A 17,219-nucleotide genomic window follows, 5' to 3' on the forward strand; every position below is an offset into this window, starting at 1 on the left:
CGGTCCCCGACCCCGCCGAGCCGGCCCGTCCGGCGGTCGAGGACGGGGCCGATGGGGGTCCAGGGGGCGCAGCCCCCTGGCGGGGCCGGAGAGGCAGCGCCCCGGGGCCGGGAAGGGCAGGGGCGGCGGGGGCGGGATCCGCCCGTGCCGCCCCCCAGGAGGCAAAGGCCTAGCCCAGCCCGGGCCCCCGCACCGGAATGGACGTGAACGTCGGCGCGGGCGCGGGGTCCTGGAAGAAGTCGTTGCCCTTGTCGTCGACGACGACGAACGCCGGGAAGTCCTCCACCTCGATCTTCCAGACCGCCTCCATCCCCAGCTCCTCGTACTCGACGACCTCGACCTTCTTGATGCAGTCCTGCGCGAGCCGCGCGGCCGGCCCGCCGATGGACCCGAGGTAGAACCCCCCGTGCGCCTGGCACGCGTCGGTGACCTGCCTGCTCCGGTTGCCCTTGGCGAGCATCACCCGGGACCCGCCCGCCGCCTGGAACTGCTCGACGTAGGAGTCCATGCGGCCGGCCGTCGTCGGCCCGAAGGACCCGGAGGCGTACCCCTCGGGCGTCTTGGCCGGTCCCGCGTAGTACACGGGGTGGTCCTTCAGGTACTGCGGCATCTCCTCACCCGCGTCCAGCCGCTCCTTGATCTTGGCGTGGGCGATGTCCCGCGCGACGACCAGCGGACCGGTCAGCGACAGCCGGGTCTTGACCGGGTACTTGGTCAGCTCGGCGAGGATGTCGTCCATCGGCTGGTTGAGGTCGATCCTCACCACGTCGCCGTCGGACTCGAGGTGCTCGTCCGTCGTCTCCGGCAGGAATCGCGCCGGGTCCCTCTCCAACTGCTCCAGGAAGACGCCCTCGGCGGTGATCTTCGCGACGGCCTGGCGGTCGGCGGAGCAGGAGACCGCGATGGCGACGGGGCAGGAGGCGCCGTGCCGGGGGAGGCGGATGACCCGGACGTCGTGGCAGAAGTACTTGCCGCCGAACTGCGCGCCGATGCCGATCTTCTGCGTCAGCTCGAAGACCTTCTCCTCCAGCTCCGTGTCCCGGAAGCCGTGGCCGAGCGGCGAGCCCTCGGTGGGCGCGTTGTCCAGGTAGTGCGCGGAGGCGTACTTCGCGGTCTTCAGCGCGTACTCCGCCGACGTGCCGCCGACGACGATGGCCAGGTGGTACGGCGGGCAGGCGGCCGTGCCCAGCGAACGGATCTTCTGCTCCAGGAACTTCATCATGGAGGTCTCGTTCAGGACGGCCTTGGTCTCCTGGTACAGGAAGGACTTGTTGGCCGAGCCGCCGCCCTTCGCCATGAACAGGAACTTGTAGGCGCCGCCGTCGGTGGCGTACAGCTCGATCTGGGCGGGGAGGTTGGAGCCGGTGTTCTTCTCCTCCCACATGGTCAGCGGAGCCATCTGGGAGTAGCGCAGGTTCAGGTTGCGGTAGGCGTCGTAGATGCCGTGGGAGAGGGCTTCCTCGTCGCGTCCCCGGGTCAGCACGTTCTGGCCGCGCTTGCCCATGACGATGGCGGTGCCGGTGTCCTGGCACATCGGCAGCACGCCCGCCGCCGCGATGTTCGCGTTCTTCAGCAGGTCCAGCGCGACGAACTTGTCGTTGCCGGACGCCTCGGGGTCGTCGATGATCCGGCGCAGCTGCGCCAGGTGGGCCGGGCGCAGGTAGTGCTGGATGTCGTGGATGGCCTCGGCGGCCAGCGTGCGCAGCGCCTCCGGCTCCACCTTGAGGAACGTCCGCCCGTCGGCCTCGAAGGTGGAGACGCCCTCCGAGGTCACCAGCCGGTAGGGGGTGGTGTCCTCTCCCTGGGGGAGCAGATCGGTGTACGCGAACTCAGGCATCTCAGCCCATTCCTCACTCGGCAGACGGCGCCCGCCTCCGTTGGCGGGCGCTCACCAGCGTAGAACCTGCCGCCGGCACCGGACCTGTGAGGTCCGGCTCACCCGGTCCGCGGTCCGGGCGCGGCCACGGCAAGTGCCGGACAGGGCCTAGTCGCGATCTATCGCGTTTGGGTACGCTGCTGCCGTGGACCTTCACCAGCACGCCCAGCAGGCGCCCACGGCTGACCGCGTCGCCGAGCTGCGCGCCTCGGACGCCGACCGTGACCGCATCGCCGACATCCTCCGGGAGGCCCTCGCCGAGGGGCGCCTGACCGCGGACGAGCACGCCGAGCGGGTCGAGGGGGTGCTGAACGCCAAGAGGGTCGGCGAGCTGGAGGTCTTCATCCGGGACCTGCCGGCCGCCCACCGGCGTCCCGCTCCCGCCTACGTCCCGGCGCCGCCGCGGCCGACCCCGGGCGCGATCCCGGCCGAGGCCGACGCGAACCTCGTGGCCGTCTTCAGCACGGCCGCGCGCAAGGGTCGCTGGCACGCCGGGCGCCGGCTGCACGCGTACTCGGTCTTCGGCAGCATCGAGATCGACCTGAGCGAGGCGATCTTCGAGTACCAGCAGGTCGTCATCAAGGCCGTCTCGGTCTTCGGCGACGTCCAGATCCGCGTCCCGGAGAACGTGTCGCTGCGCGGCACCGGCGGCGGCGTGCTGGGCAACTTCGAGGTGAGCCCGCGCGACTCGACCGATCCGGACGCGCCGATCGTCTACGTCGACGGCTGGGCCGTGCTGGGCAACGTGGAGGCGCGGCCCAGGCGCGGCAAGCTGGTCGCGGACATTATGGGCCGGGTGCAGGACAAGGTCGACAGGGCGATGCGCAAACACCTCGACCGTTGACGCTCGCGAATCCGCCCGGAACCGGAACGAACCGGTCCTGACACAGCCGGCGCACAGGGTCGGGAACCGGCCGCCGTGCGCCCGCCGCCGGGGACGCTGTGCATAGGCGCGCGCACAGCGGGTAGGCCTTGCTGCATCGTCTCTCGCTCGCGAAGCCGTCGTCAGGAGTAGACCGTGCTGCAACCGCCGCATTCGTCCCTGCAGGTAGCTGCTGTCCCGGCCCCGCGGGTGCCGGTGCAGGACAGGGACCAAGACGCACCCTGGCACACCGAGGCGGTGTGCCGGCGCGACGAGGCCGGCCTGTTCTTCGCACCCTCGAAAGAGCCCACCGCCGCCCGGCTGTCCCGGGAGGAGGCGGCGAAACGTGTGTGCGCGCGCTGTCCGGTGATGGTCGAGTGCCGCGAGCACGCGCTGCTCCAGCCGGAGCCCTACGGCGTCTGGGGCGGTCTGACCGCCGCCGAACGCCGGGTGGTCCTGGCCAGGCGCCGGCGCCGGGACATGGAGCTGAAGAAGACACGGACGGCGAACCGCATAGCGGCGGCGGGCTGAGCGCGGGCCGGACGAGGACGGGCGCCCCCTTCCGCACCAGGGGGCGCCCGTCGTCGTTCCGTCCGCGCTCGCCGCGCGCGGGTTACTTCGCCCGGTCGAAGTCGATCGCGCTGTACGCCCGCAGCTTGCTCAGCCGGTGCTCGGAGTCGATCCGGCGCACCGTCCCGGACTTCGAGCGCATCACGATCGAGTCGGTCGTGGCGATCTCGGAGCGGTAGCGCACGCCGCGCATCAGCTCGCCGTCGGTGATGCCGGTGGCGACGAAGAACACGTTCTCCCCGGTGACCAGGTCCTCCGTGGTCAGCACCCGGTCGAGGTCGTGGCCGGCGTCGATCGCCCGCTGCCGCTCCTCGTCGTCCTTGGGCCACAGCTTGCCCTGGATGGTGCCGCCGAGGCACTTCACGGCGCAGGCCGAGATGATGCCCTCGGGGGTGCCGCCGATGCCGAGCAGCAGGTCGACGCCGGTGCCCTCCCGCAGCGCCAGGATGGAACCGGCCACGTCGCCGTCGGAGATCAGTTTGATCCGCGCGCCGGTCTCGCGGATCTCGTCGATGATCCCGGCGTGCCGGGGCCGGTCGAGGATGACGACGGTGACGTCCTCGGGGGTGGCGCGCTTGGCCTTGGCGACGCGCCGGATGTTCACCGAGACGGGCGCGTCGATGTCGACGAAGTCCGCGGCCTCGGGGCCGGTGACCAGCTTGTCCATGTAGAACACGGCGGACGGGTCGAACATGGCGCCGCGCTCGGCGGCGGCGAGGACGGCGATGGCGTTCGGCATGCCCTTGGCGGTCAGGGTGGTGCCGTCGATGGGGTCGACGGCGATGTCGACCTCGGGGCCGGTGCCGTCGCCCACGTGCTCTCCGTTGAAGAGCATCGGCGCCTCGTCCTTCTCGCCCTCGCCGATGACGACCACGCCGTTCATCGACACGGTGGAGACGAGGGTCCGCATGGCGCGCACCGCGGCGCCGTCGGCGCCGTTCTTGTCACCGCGGCCGACCCAGCGGCCCGCGGCCATGGCGGCGGCTTCGGTCACCCGGACGAGTTCCAGGGCGAGGTTGCGGTCGGGGGCCTCGGAAGGCACATCGAGTTCGGACGGCAAGTGATGATGCTCGGTCATCGGAGCGCACCTTTCTGATACGACGACGGCCGGATGAGGGTGTAACTCCGACTCTATCGTCAGACAGACAGAATGAGCAGGGGCCCCCACGGATGAGCGCGGCGGGCACCTGCGACGATAGAAGGCGTGGCAGGTACGAACGGCAAGCAGAAGACGGTCCGGGACATGATCCTCTCCCTGGGCCTGATCGGAATCGCGGCGGCGGTGATCTACGTCTTCGTCCCGCACGACGACCACGCCCCCGACATCAAGCGGGTCGACTACCGGGTCGAGCTGCTCACGGCGCGCCGGGCGGCGAGCTACCCGGTGGCCGCGCCCGAGGGTCTGCCCAAGAGCTGGAAGGCGACCTCGGTGCGCTACCGGGGCGACCAGTCCGACCGCTGGCACCTGGGCTTCCAGATCCCCGGCGGCGACTACGTGCAGGTCGAGCAGTCGGCCACGGACAAGCGCGCCGACTTCATCGACGAGGCGAGCCAGGGCGCGTCGGCCACCCGGCACACCGAACGGATCGGCGGCCGCACCTGGACCCGGTACACCGGCGGCCGCTACGACGCCCTCGTGCTGAAGGACGCCGCCGACGCCGACTCCACGACGGTGGTGGCGGGCACGGCGCCGTTCGAGCAGCTGACGAGGATGGCGCAGGCGCTGCGGACGCGATAGCCCGCGCTGAGGCGGCGGTCCCGGCGAGCGCCTGCTGATCAGCACGTGAGCGCGAAGAGGCCCCCGGTGACGACCGGGGGCCTCTTCGCGTGTGCGGGCGGCGTGGCTCAGACGGTGGTGACCACGTCGTCGTAGGCCAGGCGCGGCGAGCGCGGGAACCAGGCGTCCGGGCCGGGCCGGCCGATGTTGACGACCATCAGCGGGGTGTGGTCGTCGTCCAGGAACTCCTTGCGGACGCCCTCGAAGTCCAGGCCGGTCATCGGGCCGGCGGCCAGGCCGGCGGCGCGCACGCCGATGATGAAGTAGGCGGCCTGCAGCGCGGCGTTGAGCGCGGCGCTGGGCTCGCGCACCGAACGCTCACCGAAGAAGGCGTCCTTGGCCTGCGGGAAGTGCGGGAAGAGCTGGGGCAGCTCCTCGTGGAACTCGTTGTCGGCGGAGAGGATCGCCACCAGCGGGGCGGTGGCGGTCTTCGCCCGGTTGCCCTCGGCCAGGTGCCCCACCAGGCGCTCGCGGGCCTCGGGGGAGCGGACCAGCGTGATGCGCAGCGGCGACTGGTTCATGGAGGTCGGGCCGAACTTGACCAGGTCGTAGATCGCGCGGACCTGCTCGTCGGTCACGGGCTCATCGCTGAAGGAGTTCGCGGTGCGGGCCTCGCGGAACAGCAGGTCCTGGGCGGCGGGGTCAAGAACGAGAGACATGGATGACTTCCTCGACGTACGCGTCCGGTCCCGGGCGGAGCCGGACCGGCTGACGCGACGACCCTACGCCAGATGAAGTTCAACCTTCAACTAGCTCCGCCCGCGTCCCCGCCGTCCCCGCCGTCCTCGCCCTCCCCGGCCAGCGCCGCGTCCAGGCGGGCCCGGGCGCCCTCCAGCCAGCGGCGGCACACCTTGGCCAGCTCCTCCCCGCGCTCCCACAGGGCCAGGGACTCCTCCAGCGTCGTACCGCCGGCCTCCAGCCGCCGTACGACCTCGATCAGTTCGTCCCGCGCCTTCTCGTACGAGAGCGCCTCATTCACCTTGCTGGTCATCCGCCCACCTTAGGTCCAGCCTCGACACGTACCGTGAGGTCACCGCCGGCGACCCGGGCCCGCAGCGATTCGCCGTCGCCCACCTCGTCCGGATCGCGCACCGCGTGGCCGTCGGCCCGTTGCAGCACGGCGTACCCGCGCCGCAGCGTCGCGGCCGGGGACAGCGCCACCACGCGCGCGTGCGTGTGCGTCAGCTCGGAGTCCGCGCGGTCCAGGAGGTGGCCGACCGTGCGCCGGCTGCGGCCGAGCAGGGACGCCACATGATCGGCCCGCTCGTCGAGCATCCGGTGCGGGTCCTCCATCGACGGCCGCGCCAGCGCGTGGGCCAGCCCCCGCTCCTCCCGCTCCACGAACGCCTCCATGCACCGCCGGGCCCGGTCCCGCAGCATCCGCACCCGCTCGGCCTCCTCGCCCACGTCCGGCACCACCTTCTTGGCGGCGTCGGTCGGGGTGGAGGCGCGCAGGTCGGCGACGTAGTCGAGGAGCGGGGTGTCCGGCTCGTGCCCGATGGCGGACACCACGGGCGTGCGGCAGGCGGCGACCGCGCGGACCAGCTGCTCGTCGGAGAAGGGCAGCAGGTCCTCCACGCTGCCGCCGCCCCGGGCGACGACGATCACGTCCACGTCCCCCATCTCGTCCAGCTCCTTCACGGCCTGCACCACCTGCGGGACGGCGTGCACGCCCTGCACGGCGACGTTGCGCACCTCGAAGCGGACGGCGGGCCAGCGGTGCCGGGCGTTCTCCAGCACGTCCCGCTCGGCCGCCGAGGCGCGCCCGCAGACCAGCCCGACGAGCTGCGGCAGGAACGGCAGCGCCTTCTTGCGCTCGGGGGCGAACAGGCCCTCCGCCGCCAGCGCCTTCTTCAGCTGCTCCAGCCGGGCGAGCAGCTCGCCCACCCCCACGGGCCGTATCTCGGTGGCCCGCAGCGACAGCTGCCCCCGCGGCGCGTACCACTCCGGCTTCGCCTGGACCACCACCCGGGCGCCCTCCCCGACCACGTCGGCGACGGCGTCGAACACCTGCCGGAAGCAGGTGACGCTCACCGAGATGTCGTACGACGGGTCGCGCAGCGTCAGGAACACCACGCCCGCGCCCGGCCGCCGCGACAACTGCGTGATCTGCCCCTCGACCCACACCGCGCCGAGCCGGTCGATCCAGCCCCCGATGAGCCGCGACACCTCACCGACGGGCAGCGGGGTCTGCGCGGACGTGTTCACAGCCATGCGCCCGAGCGTAACGGCCGGTGCCGACAACCCGGGCCGCCGCGGACGGGCGCGGGCGGCCGCGGACGCGGCCTTACGATGGGTGCCATGACCGCTTCGCCTGGCCGCCGTGTCCTGCTCGCCGCCCCCCGGGGCTACTGCGCGGGCGTGGACCGCGCCGTGATCGCCGTCGAGAAGGCCTTGGAGCAGTACGGGGCCCCCATCTACGTCCGGCACGAGATCGTCCACAACAAGTACGTCGTGCAGACCCTGGAGAAGAAGGGCGCCGTCTTCGTCGAGCGGACGGAGGAGGTGCCGCCGGGCAACATCGTGATGTTCTCGGCGCACGGCGTGGCCCCCGTCGTCCACGACGAGGCCAGGCAGGGCCGGCTCGCCACCATCGACGCCACCTGCCCCCTGGTCACCAAGGTGCACAAGGAAGCCGTCCGCTTCGCCGGCGAGGACTACGACATCCTCCTCATCGGGCACGAGGGCCACGAGGAGGTCATCGGCACCTCCGGCGAGGCCCCCGAGCACATCCAGCTCGTCGACGGCCCCGGGGACGTCGCCCAGGTCGAGGTCCGCGACCCCTCGAAGGTCGTCTGGCTCTCCCAGACCACCCTCTCCGTCGACGAGACCATGGAGACGGTCGACGCCCTCAAGGAGAAGTTCCCGCAGCTCATCTCCCCGCCCAGCGACGACATCTGCTACGCCACGCAGAACCGGCAGCTCGCGGTGAAGCAGATGGGCGCGGAGGCGGACCTGGTCGTCGTGGTCGGCTCCCGCAACTCCTCCAACTCCAAGCGGCTCGTCGAGGTCGCCAAGCTCGCCGGCGCGCGCGACGCCCACTTGGTGGACTTCGCCGCCGAGATCGACGAGGCCTGGCTGGAGGGCGTCTCCACCGTCGGAGTCACCTCCGGCGCCTCCGTCCCCGAGGTGCTGGTCGAGGAGGTCCTCCAGTGGCTCGCCGAGCGCGGCTACGAGGACGTGGAGATCGTCAAGGCGGCCGAGGAGTCCATCACCTTCTCGCTGCCCAAGGAACTCCGCCGCGACCTGCGCGAGGAGGCCGCGGCCCTGGTGGCCGAGCGCGGCGGCTCGGGGGCGGCACCCGCCTCCGCTTGATCCCCTGTCGGTCCGACGACGTACCGTGGGGCCATGCAGATCTTCGGCGTGGACATCGGCGGATCCGGCATCAAGGGCGCCCCTGTGGACCTCGACAGGGGCGACCTGGCCCAGGAGCGCTGCAAGGTGCTCACCCCGCACCCGGCGACGCCCGACGGCGTGGCCGACGGGGTGAAGCAGGTCATCGACCACTTCGGCTGGACGGGCCCGGTCGGCCTGACCTTCCCCGGCGTCGTCACCGGCGGCGCCACGATCCGTACGGCGGCCAACGTCGACAAGAGCTGGATCGACACGGACGCGCGTGCCCTGTTCAGCGACCGGCTGGGCGGCCTGCCGGTGACGGTGGTCAACGACGCGGACGCGGCGGGCGTCGCCGAGATGCGCTTCGGCGCCGGCCGTGACCGCCGGGGCACGGTCGTCCTGCTCACCTTCGGCACCGGTATCGGCAGCGCCGTCTTCGTGGACGGTGTCCTGCTGCCCAACACCGAGCTGGGCCACCTCGAGCTGCACGGGCACGACGCCGAGAAGCGCGCCTCCAGCAAGGCCAGGGACGACCACGAGCTGAGCTGGGAGCAGTGGGCGCACCGCGTGCAGAGCTACCTCGCCCACGTGGAGATGCTGTTCTCCCCGGAGCTGTTCGTCATCGGCGGCGGGGTCAGCCGCAAGGCGGAGAAGTTCCTGCCCCACATCACGGACATCAAGGCCGAGATCGTCCCCGCGCAGCTGCAGAACAACGCGGGGATCGTCGGGGCGGCGATGCGGGCGGCCGCCACCCAGGCGTAAGCGGGCGGCGCGGGCGCCCGCACGGTGCCGTACGGGCGCGTCTGCCCGAGGCCCGGCCTACGGGCGCCTGCCCTGGGCCCGGGGGCCGGTCAGCCCTGTTACCGGCCGACGGGTCAGCCCTGTGCCCGGCCGGCGGGTCGGCTCCGTGCCCGGCCGGCGGGTCAGCTCCGTGCCCGGCGTGCCCGCACCAGCCGCACCCGGCGCACCAGCACGATCGCGCCGGCCAGGAGCGTGCCGCCGTACAGCCACCCGGCCTGCGTGGCGAGCCCGGTGACCAGGCCCATCAGCCGTCCCGCCGTGCCGCCCGACCCGTCGGAGGCGGGCAGCAGCCCCACGGCGAAGGCGATCGGCACGACGACCGGGGCGGCGAGCAGGTCGCCGCCGCGCACCCAGGCCGCGGTCAGGACGCACACCGGCAGGAACAGCACGCCGTACGCGGTGAGGGACGCCCCGAACAGCAGCGCGTCCAGGCAGCCGAGCAGGAACATCGCCGCCACGCAGAACAGCCCCCCGCCCAGCCCGGTCAGCCGAGGGTCCGGCAGGCGCCGGACCGCCCGGCCGGCCCGTACCGGCCGGGCCGGTCCCCGAGCGGGTCGCCGCCTGGCCTGTGGGGGCAGGGCGGTGGACGGTGTGCCGCGGCGCGGTCCGTGGTGCGGGGGTCGGGTCCTGTGATGCTCCATCGGACCAACCTAGGTCGGTTTATGTGCCGAATAGCCCATCTGACACGCCGGGGGCACGAGCCCGGCCACCCGTTCCGAGCGGCCGCCGGACCGGTACCGGGGACGCCGTAAACTGGGGGATCGGCCAGTCTCCTGGCCCTCTGGCAGCCTCTGGCCCTCTCACGTACGGGAAGTCGCAACGTGTCGCTCACGATCGGAATCGTCGGCCTGCCGAATGTCGGCAAGTCGACCCTGTTCAACGCCCTGACCAAGAACGACGTGCTCGCGGCCAACTACCCGTTCGCCACGATCGAGCCGAACGTCGGTGTCGTCGGCGTCCCCGACCCCCGGCTGGCGAAACTGGCCGAAATCTTCAAGTCGGAGCGGGTCCTGCCGGCCACCGTCGACTTCGTCGACATCGCGGGCATCGTGCGCGGCGCCTCCGAGGGCGAGGGCCTGGGCAACAAGTTCCTCGCGAACATCCGCGAGTCCGACGCGATCTGCCAGGTGATCCGCGCCTTCAAGGACGAGAACGTCGTCCATGTCGACGGCAAGGTCTCGCCCAAGGACGACATCGAGACGATCAACACCGAGCTGATCCTCGCCGACCTCCAGACCATCGAGAAGGTCCTGCCGCGCCTTCAGAAGGAGTCCCGGATCAAGAAGGACATCGCCCCGAAGGTCAAGGCGGTCGAGGAGGCAAAGGACATCCTGGACCGGGGCGACACGCTCTTCTCCCAGGGCATCGTCCAGGGCACCGAGCGCGCCGAGCTGCTGCACGACCTGCACCTGCTCACGGCCAAGCCCTTCCTCTACGTCTTCAACGTCGACGAGGACGAGCTGACGGACGAGGCCTTCAAGGACGCCCAGCGCGCGCTGGTGGCCCCCGCCGAGGCGATCTTCCTCAACGCCAAGCTGGAGGCGGACCTCGCCGAGCTGGAGGAGGACGAGGCCCTCGAGCTGCTCCAGTCCGTCGGCCAGGACGAGCCCGGCCTCGCCACCCTGGCCCGCGTCGGCTTCACCACCCTCGGCCTGCAGACCTACCTCACGGCCGGCCCCAAGGAGTCCCGCGCCTGGACGATCAAGAAGGGCGCCACCGCCCCCGAGGCCGCCGGTGTCATCCACACCGACTTCCAGAAGGGTTTCATCAAGGCCGAGGTCATCTCCTTCGACGCCCTGGTGGAAACCGGCTCCGTCACCGAGGCCCGCGCCAAGGGCAAGGCCCGCATGGAGGGCAAGGACTACGTCATGCAGGACGGGGACGTGGTGGAGTTCCGGTTCAACGTCTAGGCGCGACCCCACCACGTCGCCCGCGTCGAGGTGCAGCTCGCAGGGGCCCGGCTCAGCGGAGTCGGGCCCCTGGTGCTTGGCGGTCCCCGCCCGGGCGCTGGCCTCGGAGCCGGTGGCGGGTCGCGCTGCGCGGTATCCCCTCGCGTGCGGCCGCACGGGTGTTAATTTTTCGGCGACCGCACGTTCCGACATCCGTCCCACGGGGGAGATCACCATGGCAGAACGACCGCAGCGCAGTGGCCGGCACGTCCACGTCGGCAGGGTGGTGCGCAGCCGGCGCCTCACCCCGCACATGCAGCGCGTGGTCCTCGGCGGTGAGGGCCTGTACCGCTTCGCCGCGGGAGAGTTCACCGACCACTACGTGAAGCTGCTGTTCCCCGCGCCCGGCGCGACGTACCCCGAACCCTTCGACCTGGACCTGATCCAGGCCGAACTGCCGCGCGAGCAGTGGCCGGTGTCCCGCACGTACACGGTCCGTTCCTGGGACGCCGGAAGCCGCGAGCTGACCATCGACTTCGTGCTGCACGGGGACGAGGGCGTCGCCGGACCCTGGGCGATGGCAGCCCGGCCGGGCGACATCCTGCGCTTCGGCGGCCCGGGTGGCGGCTACGTCCCCGACGCCGGCGCCGACTGGCATCTGCTCGCCGGGGACGAGAGCGCCCTGCCGGCCGTCGCCGCCGCCGTCGAAGCGCTGCCCGCGGGCGCCGTCGCCAAGGTGTTCGTGGAGGTGGCTGGCCCCGAGGAGGAGCAGAAGTTCGCCGGTGACGCGGAGGTCGTCTGGCTGCACCGGGGGGAGCGACCTGTCGGCGCGGCCCTGGTCGAGGCGGTCCGCGCGTTCGACTTCCCGGACGGCCGTGTGCACGCCTTCGTGCACGGTGAGGCGGGCTTCGTGAAGGAGCTGCGCAGGCTGCTGCGGGTGGAGCGCGGCATCCCGCGGGAGCGGCTGTCCGTGTCCGGCTACTGGCGTCTCGGCCACGACGAGGAGGGCTGGCAGTCCGCCAAACGGGAGTGGAACGCCCAGGTGGAGGCGGAGCAGGAGAACGACACCCCGGCCGCCTGAGCAGCCGTGTCCAGGAATGCCGGACGGCATGGAGAAATTCAGCCGGTCCGGCTTTTTCGTGCCCGCGTACCGCCTGGCATTACCACGGAGTAACGCGCTGTGGCAAGAGGGGGATTGCCCTGCCGTCGGGTTCGTTGCGTGAAGTTCGGGATGTTGATTTGATGATCGAGCTTCGAAAAACCGACCAGGAGTTGGGGGGACCGTCATGAAGTACTGCTGGTAATCACATAGCGGAAGTCTTGCGGGGCCGACTCGCCGAGTCGGCCCCGTTGCCGATCGTGCTGAGGAGAAAGCGGCAGAGGAGAGCGTGGGATGCTGGAATACGATCCGTTGTCACCTGGACTGATAGAGAATCCGTACGGATTCTTCACGCAGCTCCGTGAGACCCAGTCGGTCTTCTGGCACGACCGCCTGGAGTCCTGGGTCTTCACGCGGTACCAGGACTGCTCGCGGATCCTGCGTGACACCGCCGCCTTTGCGAGCGACTGGCGCCGGGCCGGCCACGACGTGCCCGAGATGGACCACCCGAGCCTGCAGGTGCTCGATCCGCCCGAGCACGGGCCGGTGCGGCACCTCTTCATGAAGGCACTGCACCACCAGGACCTCGACGGCGTCAGGACCCTGGTGGCGGACGAGTCGGCCGCCGTTCTCCGGAAATTCGATTCCGGCGAGCACTTCGACTTCGTAGCGGAAATCGCCCGCCCGGTCGTCCTCCAGGCCGTCTGCCGATTCCTCGGAGTGGAAACACCGGAAATCGGCTCCTTCGTCGGGCTGGCCGACGCCGTGGAGCGCGGAATGGACGCCGGACTTCTTCCCGAAGTGCTTCCGCCGGCCATTGCCGCGCGCCGGGAGATCGACGCACTGGTGGAATCCTGGGTGCTCGACGAATCGACCCCGGGAATGCTCGGTCACGCCCTGCGTGAGCGGAAGGAACTGGGCGTGCCGGTAGGTCATGTCTGGAGCACCGGACGCGTGCTCTTCCTGGCCGGGTTCAGCACCACCGTGTCGGCTGCCGCCAACGCTCTGCTCGCTCTCCTCGACCGGCCGCAGCTGTTCGAACGGCTGCGCCGCGACCGCGGACTGCTCGACAGCTGCATCGACGAGCTGATCAGATACGACAGCCCGATCCAGGGCACGAGCCGCGGATGCGTGGAGGACCTCGACCTCGGCGGCGTGCGGATCGCCCGCGGGCAGACGGTCCTGGCCCTCATCGGCTCGGCCAACCGGGACCCCGCACAGTTCTCCGACCCGGACACGGTGGTGCCCGACCGGAGTCCCAACCCGCACCTGGCCTTCGGCCGCGGCCCCCACGCGTGCACCGGCACCCTGCTCGCGAGAGTCGTGCTGCACGGCCTGCTCACCAGCCTCCTGGACCTTCCCGATGCCGTGCGCCAGGCCGGGCCGGCGGTCCGCGCGACCCGGGCCACCCTGCGCTACCCGCAGCGGCTTCCGATCACCCTGAACGCGTGGAGAGACGACACCCATGAGTGAACTCGAGCCGTGGCCCCAGGCCCCCGTCCTGGCCGGGCTGCCCGCGACGGCCAGGCTCACTCCGCACTTCGACACGGAAGGGCTGCTCGCCGACCTCGACGCCCTGCGCACCAGCACGTGGCTGGGGCCGCAGATCGTCTCCGGCGACGGCCTCCGCCCCGGCGTGGACGTGGACTGGCGCAAGCTCCCGCTGCGCAGTGTCGGCGGCGATCCCGGCCGGTCCGACCCGGGCGGCCCCGCGCTCGATGATTTCGCCGACACCCCGCTGCTCGCCAGGGCCCCGCACCTGGCCCTGCTGTTGAAGGAGCTGCCGGCTCCGCTGCGCTGCGTCCGGCTCCAGTCGCTGGGCCCCGGCGCGGCCAGCCCCCTGCACAACGACACGAAGTACGGCCTGCCCTGGGGAATCGTGCGCCTGCACGTACCGCTGATCACCACACCCGGCGCCGTGCTCACCATCGAGGACACCACCCACTGCTGGCAGCCCGGGGAGCTCTGGTACGCCGACTTCACGCGTCCGCACCTGGTGCGCAACGAAGACGACGTCACCCGCGTCCACCTGGTCATGGACTGTGAACCCACCCGGGAACTGCTGCAGTTGTTCCCCGACGCGTTCCGGACGACGGAAGTGGTCGAACACACTCTCCTGTCGCTGCCGGAGGTGCCCGTGACGGCGGAGGAGCTGAGGGGGTATCGCTGCGGTTTCGCCGTTCCCGACTCGTTCACCGCCTTCGACGAAGCCGACGGAGCCTTCCTCACCTCGCCACGCACCCGGACGGCCACCGTCGACGCGCACGACGGACGGCCGGCGCTGTTCTTCTCCGGCAAGCCTGCCTTCGGCCTCGTCCACGTGGGCGCCGGGGAGTTCCGGTTCGCCGGCTGGACGGTGGAACGGACGATCCAGTTCACCCGGGACTGCTACGGCAGGCCGTACGCCACGCTCCGTACCCGGGTCGGGGACCAGGTGCGGGCCCTCACCCTGCCGGCGGAACCCGCCGGTGAGCGGATATGACGGCCGAGACCGCCGTGCGGGGCGGCGTGCTGCGGGACCGGCGGTTCATGCTGCTGTTCGGCGCCGAGTCCATCAGCGTCGCCGGCTCGCAGATCGGGGTCGTCGCGCTGCCCCTCGTCGCCATCCTGACGATGCGGGCGAGCGCGTTCGAGGTCGGTCTGCTGAGCGCCGCGCAAACAGCGGCGTTCGTGCTGATCGGTCTGCCCGCGGGTGTGTGGGTGGACCGGATGCGCCGCAGACCCGTGCTGATCACGGCCGATCTCGTACGGGCGGCGCTCCTGCTCTCCGTCCCCGTCGCCGCCTGGCTCGACGTGCTCACCCTCGTGCAGCTCTACGCCGTCGCGCTCGGTACCGGTGTCGCCACCGTGTTCTTCGAGATCGCCAGCCAGAGCTATCTGCCCGCCCTGATCGGCCGCGACCGGCTGGTCGACGCCAACGGCAAGCTGGAGACCAGCCGGTCCGGCGCCCAGGTGGTGGGGCCGAGCATCGGCGGCTGGCTGGTCGCCCTGCTCACAGCGCCCATCGCGGTCATCGCCAACGCCGTAGGCTTCCTGGGCTCCGCGCTCCTGCTGAGCCGGATCCGCGCCCAGGAGCCGGTGTCCTCCACGACCGACCGGCCGAGCCTGGTGCAGGGCATCCGCGCGGGGCTGCGGCTGGTGTTCGCCGACCGCATCCTGCGGGTGATCGCGTTCCGTTCGGCCCTGGCGAACCTGGCGTTCTCGGCGCTCCTCGCCGTCCAGGCGCTGTTCTTCGTCCAGGAACTCGGGCTCTCACCCGGGGTCTACGGAGCCCTGCTGGCCGCGGGCGCCGTGGGGGGACTGTGCGGCGGAACCCTGGTCGGACCGCTGTCGAAGCGGGTGGGCTCGGCCCGGATCATCTGGGTCGGCCCCCTGCTCTTCCAGCCGTTCGCGCTGCTGATTCCGCTGACCACCGCGGGTGCCGGAGTCGTCTTCTTCCTCGTGGGCTCCTTCCTGGTCTCGGTCGGGGTGGTGGTCTACAACGTGAGCCAGATCAGCTTCCGCCAGGCCACCACGGCACCAGAGATGCTGGGCCGGATGAACGCCACCATGCGCTTCCTCGTCTGGGGCGCCATGCCGCTCGGCGGCGTGCTCGGCGGCGCCCTGGGCGAGGCGTTCGGCGTACGGGCGGCGGTGTGGGCCGGTGCCGTGGGGCTGGTGCTCTCCACCCTCCCCCTGCTCTTCTCGCCACTGGTCCGCATGCGCGAGCTGCCCGGCCACGACGCGGCGGACGGTACGACATGACACAGGCACCCGGGCCCGACAGGCGTGAGTCCCGGGCGGACGCCGGCCAGGAGTCCCGGCCGCGGTTCCCGATGCCCCGCCGCTGCCCCCACGCACCTCCGCCGGAGTACGCGGAACTGCGGGACCGGGCTCCCCTCGTACAGGCGACGTTCCGGGACCGGCCGGTCTGGCTGGTGACCCGGCACGCCGAGGCACAGCGACTGCTCACCCATCCGGCGATCAGCTCCTCGCCGCAGCGGCCGGGACACCCGTTCGCGGACGCCGCCGGATCGCCGCGCGGCACGCTCCCCGGCGACTTCATCGACCTGGACCCGCCGGAGCACGACCGCTACCGGCGCATGCTGGCCTCCGAGTTCGGCATACGCCGGGTCCGCGCCATGCGTCCCGTCATCCGGTCCGTGGTGGACGCGGTCCTGGACGGGTTCACGGGCCGTCAGGAGGCGGATCTGGTCGCGGACTTCGGGATGCCCGTCGCCACTCAGGTGATGTGCCGTCTCCTGGGCGTCCCCTACGAGGACCGGGACTTCTTCCAGGAACGCACCCACACCATGACGCAGGGCCTCGCTCATCCTGAGGAGGCCGAGGCCGCGTTCAAGGACATCCGGGGGTACGTGGACGAGCTGGCACACCGGGCCGAGCGGGATCCTGGCGACCATCTGCTCGGCCGCCTCGTCCGGGAGCGCGGCCGGTCGGGCGGACCGACCCACGAGGAACTGGCCGGCATGGCCTTCCTGCTGCTGGTGTCCGGCCACCAGACCACGGGCAACATGATCCCGCTCGGCGTGCACACCCTGCTGAACCACCCGGATCAGCTCGCCGCCGTGCGCGCCGACCCCGCGCTGTGGCCGTCGGCTGTGGAGGAACTGCTCCGCTACCACTCGATCGTCGACTGGGTGGCGCTCGCCCGGGTCGCAACCGAGGACATCCGCGTGGGTGAGCAGACGGTACGCGCCGGTGAGGGCGTCTTCGTCCTGGGCGCCTCCGCCAACCACGACGAGCGGGCGTTCGCCGACCCGGCCGTGTTCGACGTCCGCCGCGGCCGCCGCACCCATCTGGCCTTCGGTCACGGCGTCCACCAGTGCCTGGGACACAACCTGGCCCGCGGCGAGCTGGAGATCGCCTACCGGCGGATCTTCGAACGCCTTCCGGGCCTGAGGGTCCTGGGCGACCCCGGGGATCTCCCCTTCCGCTACGAGGAGCGCACGTTCGGTCTCCACCGGTTCCCCGTCACCTGGTGCTGACGCCGGGGCACGGACACCCCCTGT

The 17,219-nt window shown here is 71.5% G+C and carries 17 protein-coding genes; 11 read left to right on the plus strand and 6 right to left on the minus strand.

All coding sequences use genetic code 11. The features are described from left to right. Positions 1-169: 169 nt before the first annotated feature. Positions 170-1,837, minus strand: coding sequence for a fumarate hydratase (locus ACZ6CZ_RS12940; RefSeq protein ID WP_469018811.1), 1,668 nt, complete (start codon positions 1,835-1,837; stop codon positions 170-172). Positions 1,838-2,021: 184 nt separating this feature from the next. Here ACZ6CZ_RS12940 and ACZ6CZ_RS12945 point away from each other — a divergent pair, with 184 nt between their 5' ends. Together ACZ6CZ_RS12945 and ACZ6CZ_RS12950 are read left to right on the plus strand one after the other, a co-directional pair. Next, on the plus strand, positions 2,022-2,720 hold the full coding sequence (locus ACZ6CZ_RS12945) for a DUF1707 SHOCT-like domain-containing protein (RefSeq protein WP_469018814.1): 699 nt from the start codon (positions 2,022-2,024) through the stop codon (positions 2,718-2,720). 174 nt (positions 2,721-2,894) lie between these two features. Further along, the gene (locus ACZ6CZ_RS12950) at positions 2,895-3,269 is read left to right on the plus strand and encodes a WhiB family transcriptional regulator (protein ID WP_469018815.1); all 375 of its coding nucleotides are present in this window, start codon (positions 2,895-2,897) and stop codon (positions 3,267-3,269) included. A gap of 82 nt (positions 3,270-3,351) precedes the next feature. Here ACZ6CZ_RS12950 and glpX read toward each other — a convergent pair whose 3' ends face one another. Beyond that, complete coding sequence (gene glpX, locus ACZ6CZ_RS12955) at positions 3,352-4,386, minus strand: class II fructose-bisphosphatase (RefSeq protein ID WP_469018818.1); 1,035 nt, start codon at positions 4,384-4,386, stop codon at positions 3,352-3,354. A 126-nt stretch (positions 4,387-4,512) separates the two neighbouring features. Here glpX and ACZ6CZ_RS12960 point away from each other — a divergent pair, with 126 nt between their 5' ends. After that, complete coding sequence (locus tag ACZ6CZ_RS12960) at positions 4,513-5,046, plus strand: DUF4245 domain-containing protein (RefSeq protein WP_469018820.1); 534 nt, start codon at positions 4,513-4,515, stop codon at positions 5,044-5,046. Positions 5,047-5,153: 107 nt separating this feature from the next. On the opposite strand, the gene ACZ6CZ_RS12965 is transcribed toward ACZ6CZ_RS12960, so the two are convergent. The 3 genes from ACZ6CZ_RS12965 to xseA form a co-directional block, all read right to left on the minus strand. Continuing rightward, positions 5,154-5,744, minus strand: coding sequence for a malonic semialdehyde reductase (locus ACZ6CZ_RS12965; protein WP_469018823.1), 591 nt, complete (start codon positions 5,742-5,744; stop codon positions 5,154-5,156). Between the two features lie 86 nt (positions 5,745-5,830). Beyond that, positions 5,831-6,076 carry an exodeoxyribonuclease VII small subunit gene (locus tag ACZ6CZ_RS12970; RefSeq protein ID WP_469018825.1) on the minus strand — a complete coding sequence of 82 codons (246 nt, stop codon included), beginning with the start codon at positions 6,074-6,076 and terminating at the stop codon, positions 5,831-5,833. Further along, positions 6,073-7,299 carry an exodeoxyribonuclease VII large subunit gene (gene xseA, locus ACZ6CZ_RS12975; protein ID WP_469018827.1) on the minus strand — a complete coding sequence of 409 codons (1,227 nt, stop codon included), beginning with the start codon at positions 7,297-7,299 and terminating at the stop codon, positions 6,073-6,075. Before xseA ends, ACZ6CZ_RS12970 begins: the two co-directional genes overlap by 4 nt. A 78-nt stretch (positions 7,300-7,377) precedes the next feature. Between xseA and ACZ6CZ_RS12980 the strand changes: the two genes are divergently transcribed. Both ACZ6CZ_RS12980 and ppgK read left to right on the plus strand, forming a co-directional pair. After that, positions 7,378-8,400 (plus strand): 4-hydroxy-3-methylbut-2-enyl diphosphate reductase, encoded by a 1,023-nt coding sequence (locus tag ACZ6CZ_RS12980; RefSeq protein WP_469018830.1) that lies wholly within the window; start codon positions 7,378-7,380, stop codon positions 8,398-8,400. 33 nt (positions 8,401-8,433) lie between these two features. Further along, complete coding sequence (gene ppgK / locus ACZ6CZ_RS12985) at positions 8,434-9,183, plus strand: polyphosphate--glucose phosphotransferase (RefSeq protein ID WP_469018832.1); 750 nt, start codon at positions 8,434-8,436, stop codon at positions 9,181-9,183. Positions 9,184-9,344: 161 nt separating this feature from the next. Here the strand turns inward: ppgK and ACZ6CZ_RS12990 are convergent, their stop codons facing one another. Further along, a complete protein-coding gene (locus ACZ6CZ_RS12990) occupies positions 9,345-9,863 on the minus strand; it encodes a DUF6542 domain-containing protein (RefSeq protein WP_469018835.1) in 519 nt (172 codons plus the stop codon). 180 nt (positions 9,864-10,043) lie between these two features. Between ACZ6CZ_RS12990 and ychF the strand changes: the two genes are divergently transcribed. The 6 genes from ychF (at position 10,044) to ACZ6CZ_RS13020 (ending at position 17,195) form a co-directional block, all read left to right on the plus strand. Beyond that, entirely contained in the window at positions 10,044-11,132 is a 1,089-nt protein-coding gene (gene ychF / locus ACZ6CZ_RS12995; protein ID WP_469018838.1) for a redox-regulated ATPase YchF, read from the plus strand. Positions 11,133-11,346: 214 nt separating this feature from the next. After that, positions 11,347-12,192 carry a siderophore-interacting protein gene (locus ACZ6CZ_RS13000; RefSeq protein WP_469018840.1) on the plus strand — a complete coding sequence of 282 codons (846 nt, stop codon included), beginning with the start codon at positions 11,347-11,349 and terminating at the stop codon, positions 12,190-12,192. Positions 12,193-12,504: 312 nt separating this feature from the next. Next, complete coding sequence (locus ACZ6CZ_RS13005; RefSeq protein ID WP_469018843.1) at positions 12,505-13,683, plus strand: cytochrome P450; 1,179 nt, start codon at positions 12,505-12,507, stop codon at positions 13,681-13,683. Beyond that, on the plus strand, positions 13,676-14,692 hold the full coding sequence (locus ACZ6CZ_RS13010; protein WP_469018846.1) for an aspartyl/asparaginyl beta-hydroxylase domain-containing protein: 1,017 nt from the start codon (positions 13,676-13,678) through the stop codon (positions 14,690-14,692). Before ACZ6CZ_RS13005 ends, ACZ6CZ_RS13010 begins: the two co-directional genes overlap by 8 nt. Next, entirely contained in the window at positions 14,689-15,954 is a 1,266-nt protein-coding gene (locus ACZ6CZ_RS13015; protein ID WP_469018849.1) for an MFS transporter, read from the plus strand. The genes ACZ6CZ_RS13010 and ACZ6CZ_RS13015 overlap by 4 nt, the downstream gene beginning before the upstream one ends. Continuing rightward, complete coding sequence (locus ACZ6CZ_RS13020) at positions 15,951-17,195, plus strand: cytochrome P450 (RefSeq protein ID WP_469018852.1); 1,245 nt, start codon at positions 15,951-15,953, stop codon at positions 17,193-17,195. The genes ACZ6CZ_RS13015 and ACZ6CZ_RS13020 overlap by 4 nt, the downstream gene beginning before the upstream one ends. The last annotated feature ends 24 nt before the right edge of the window (positions 17,196-17,219 follow it).

This window comes from Streptomyces sp. NPDC041135, assembly GCF_055592085.1.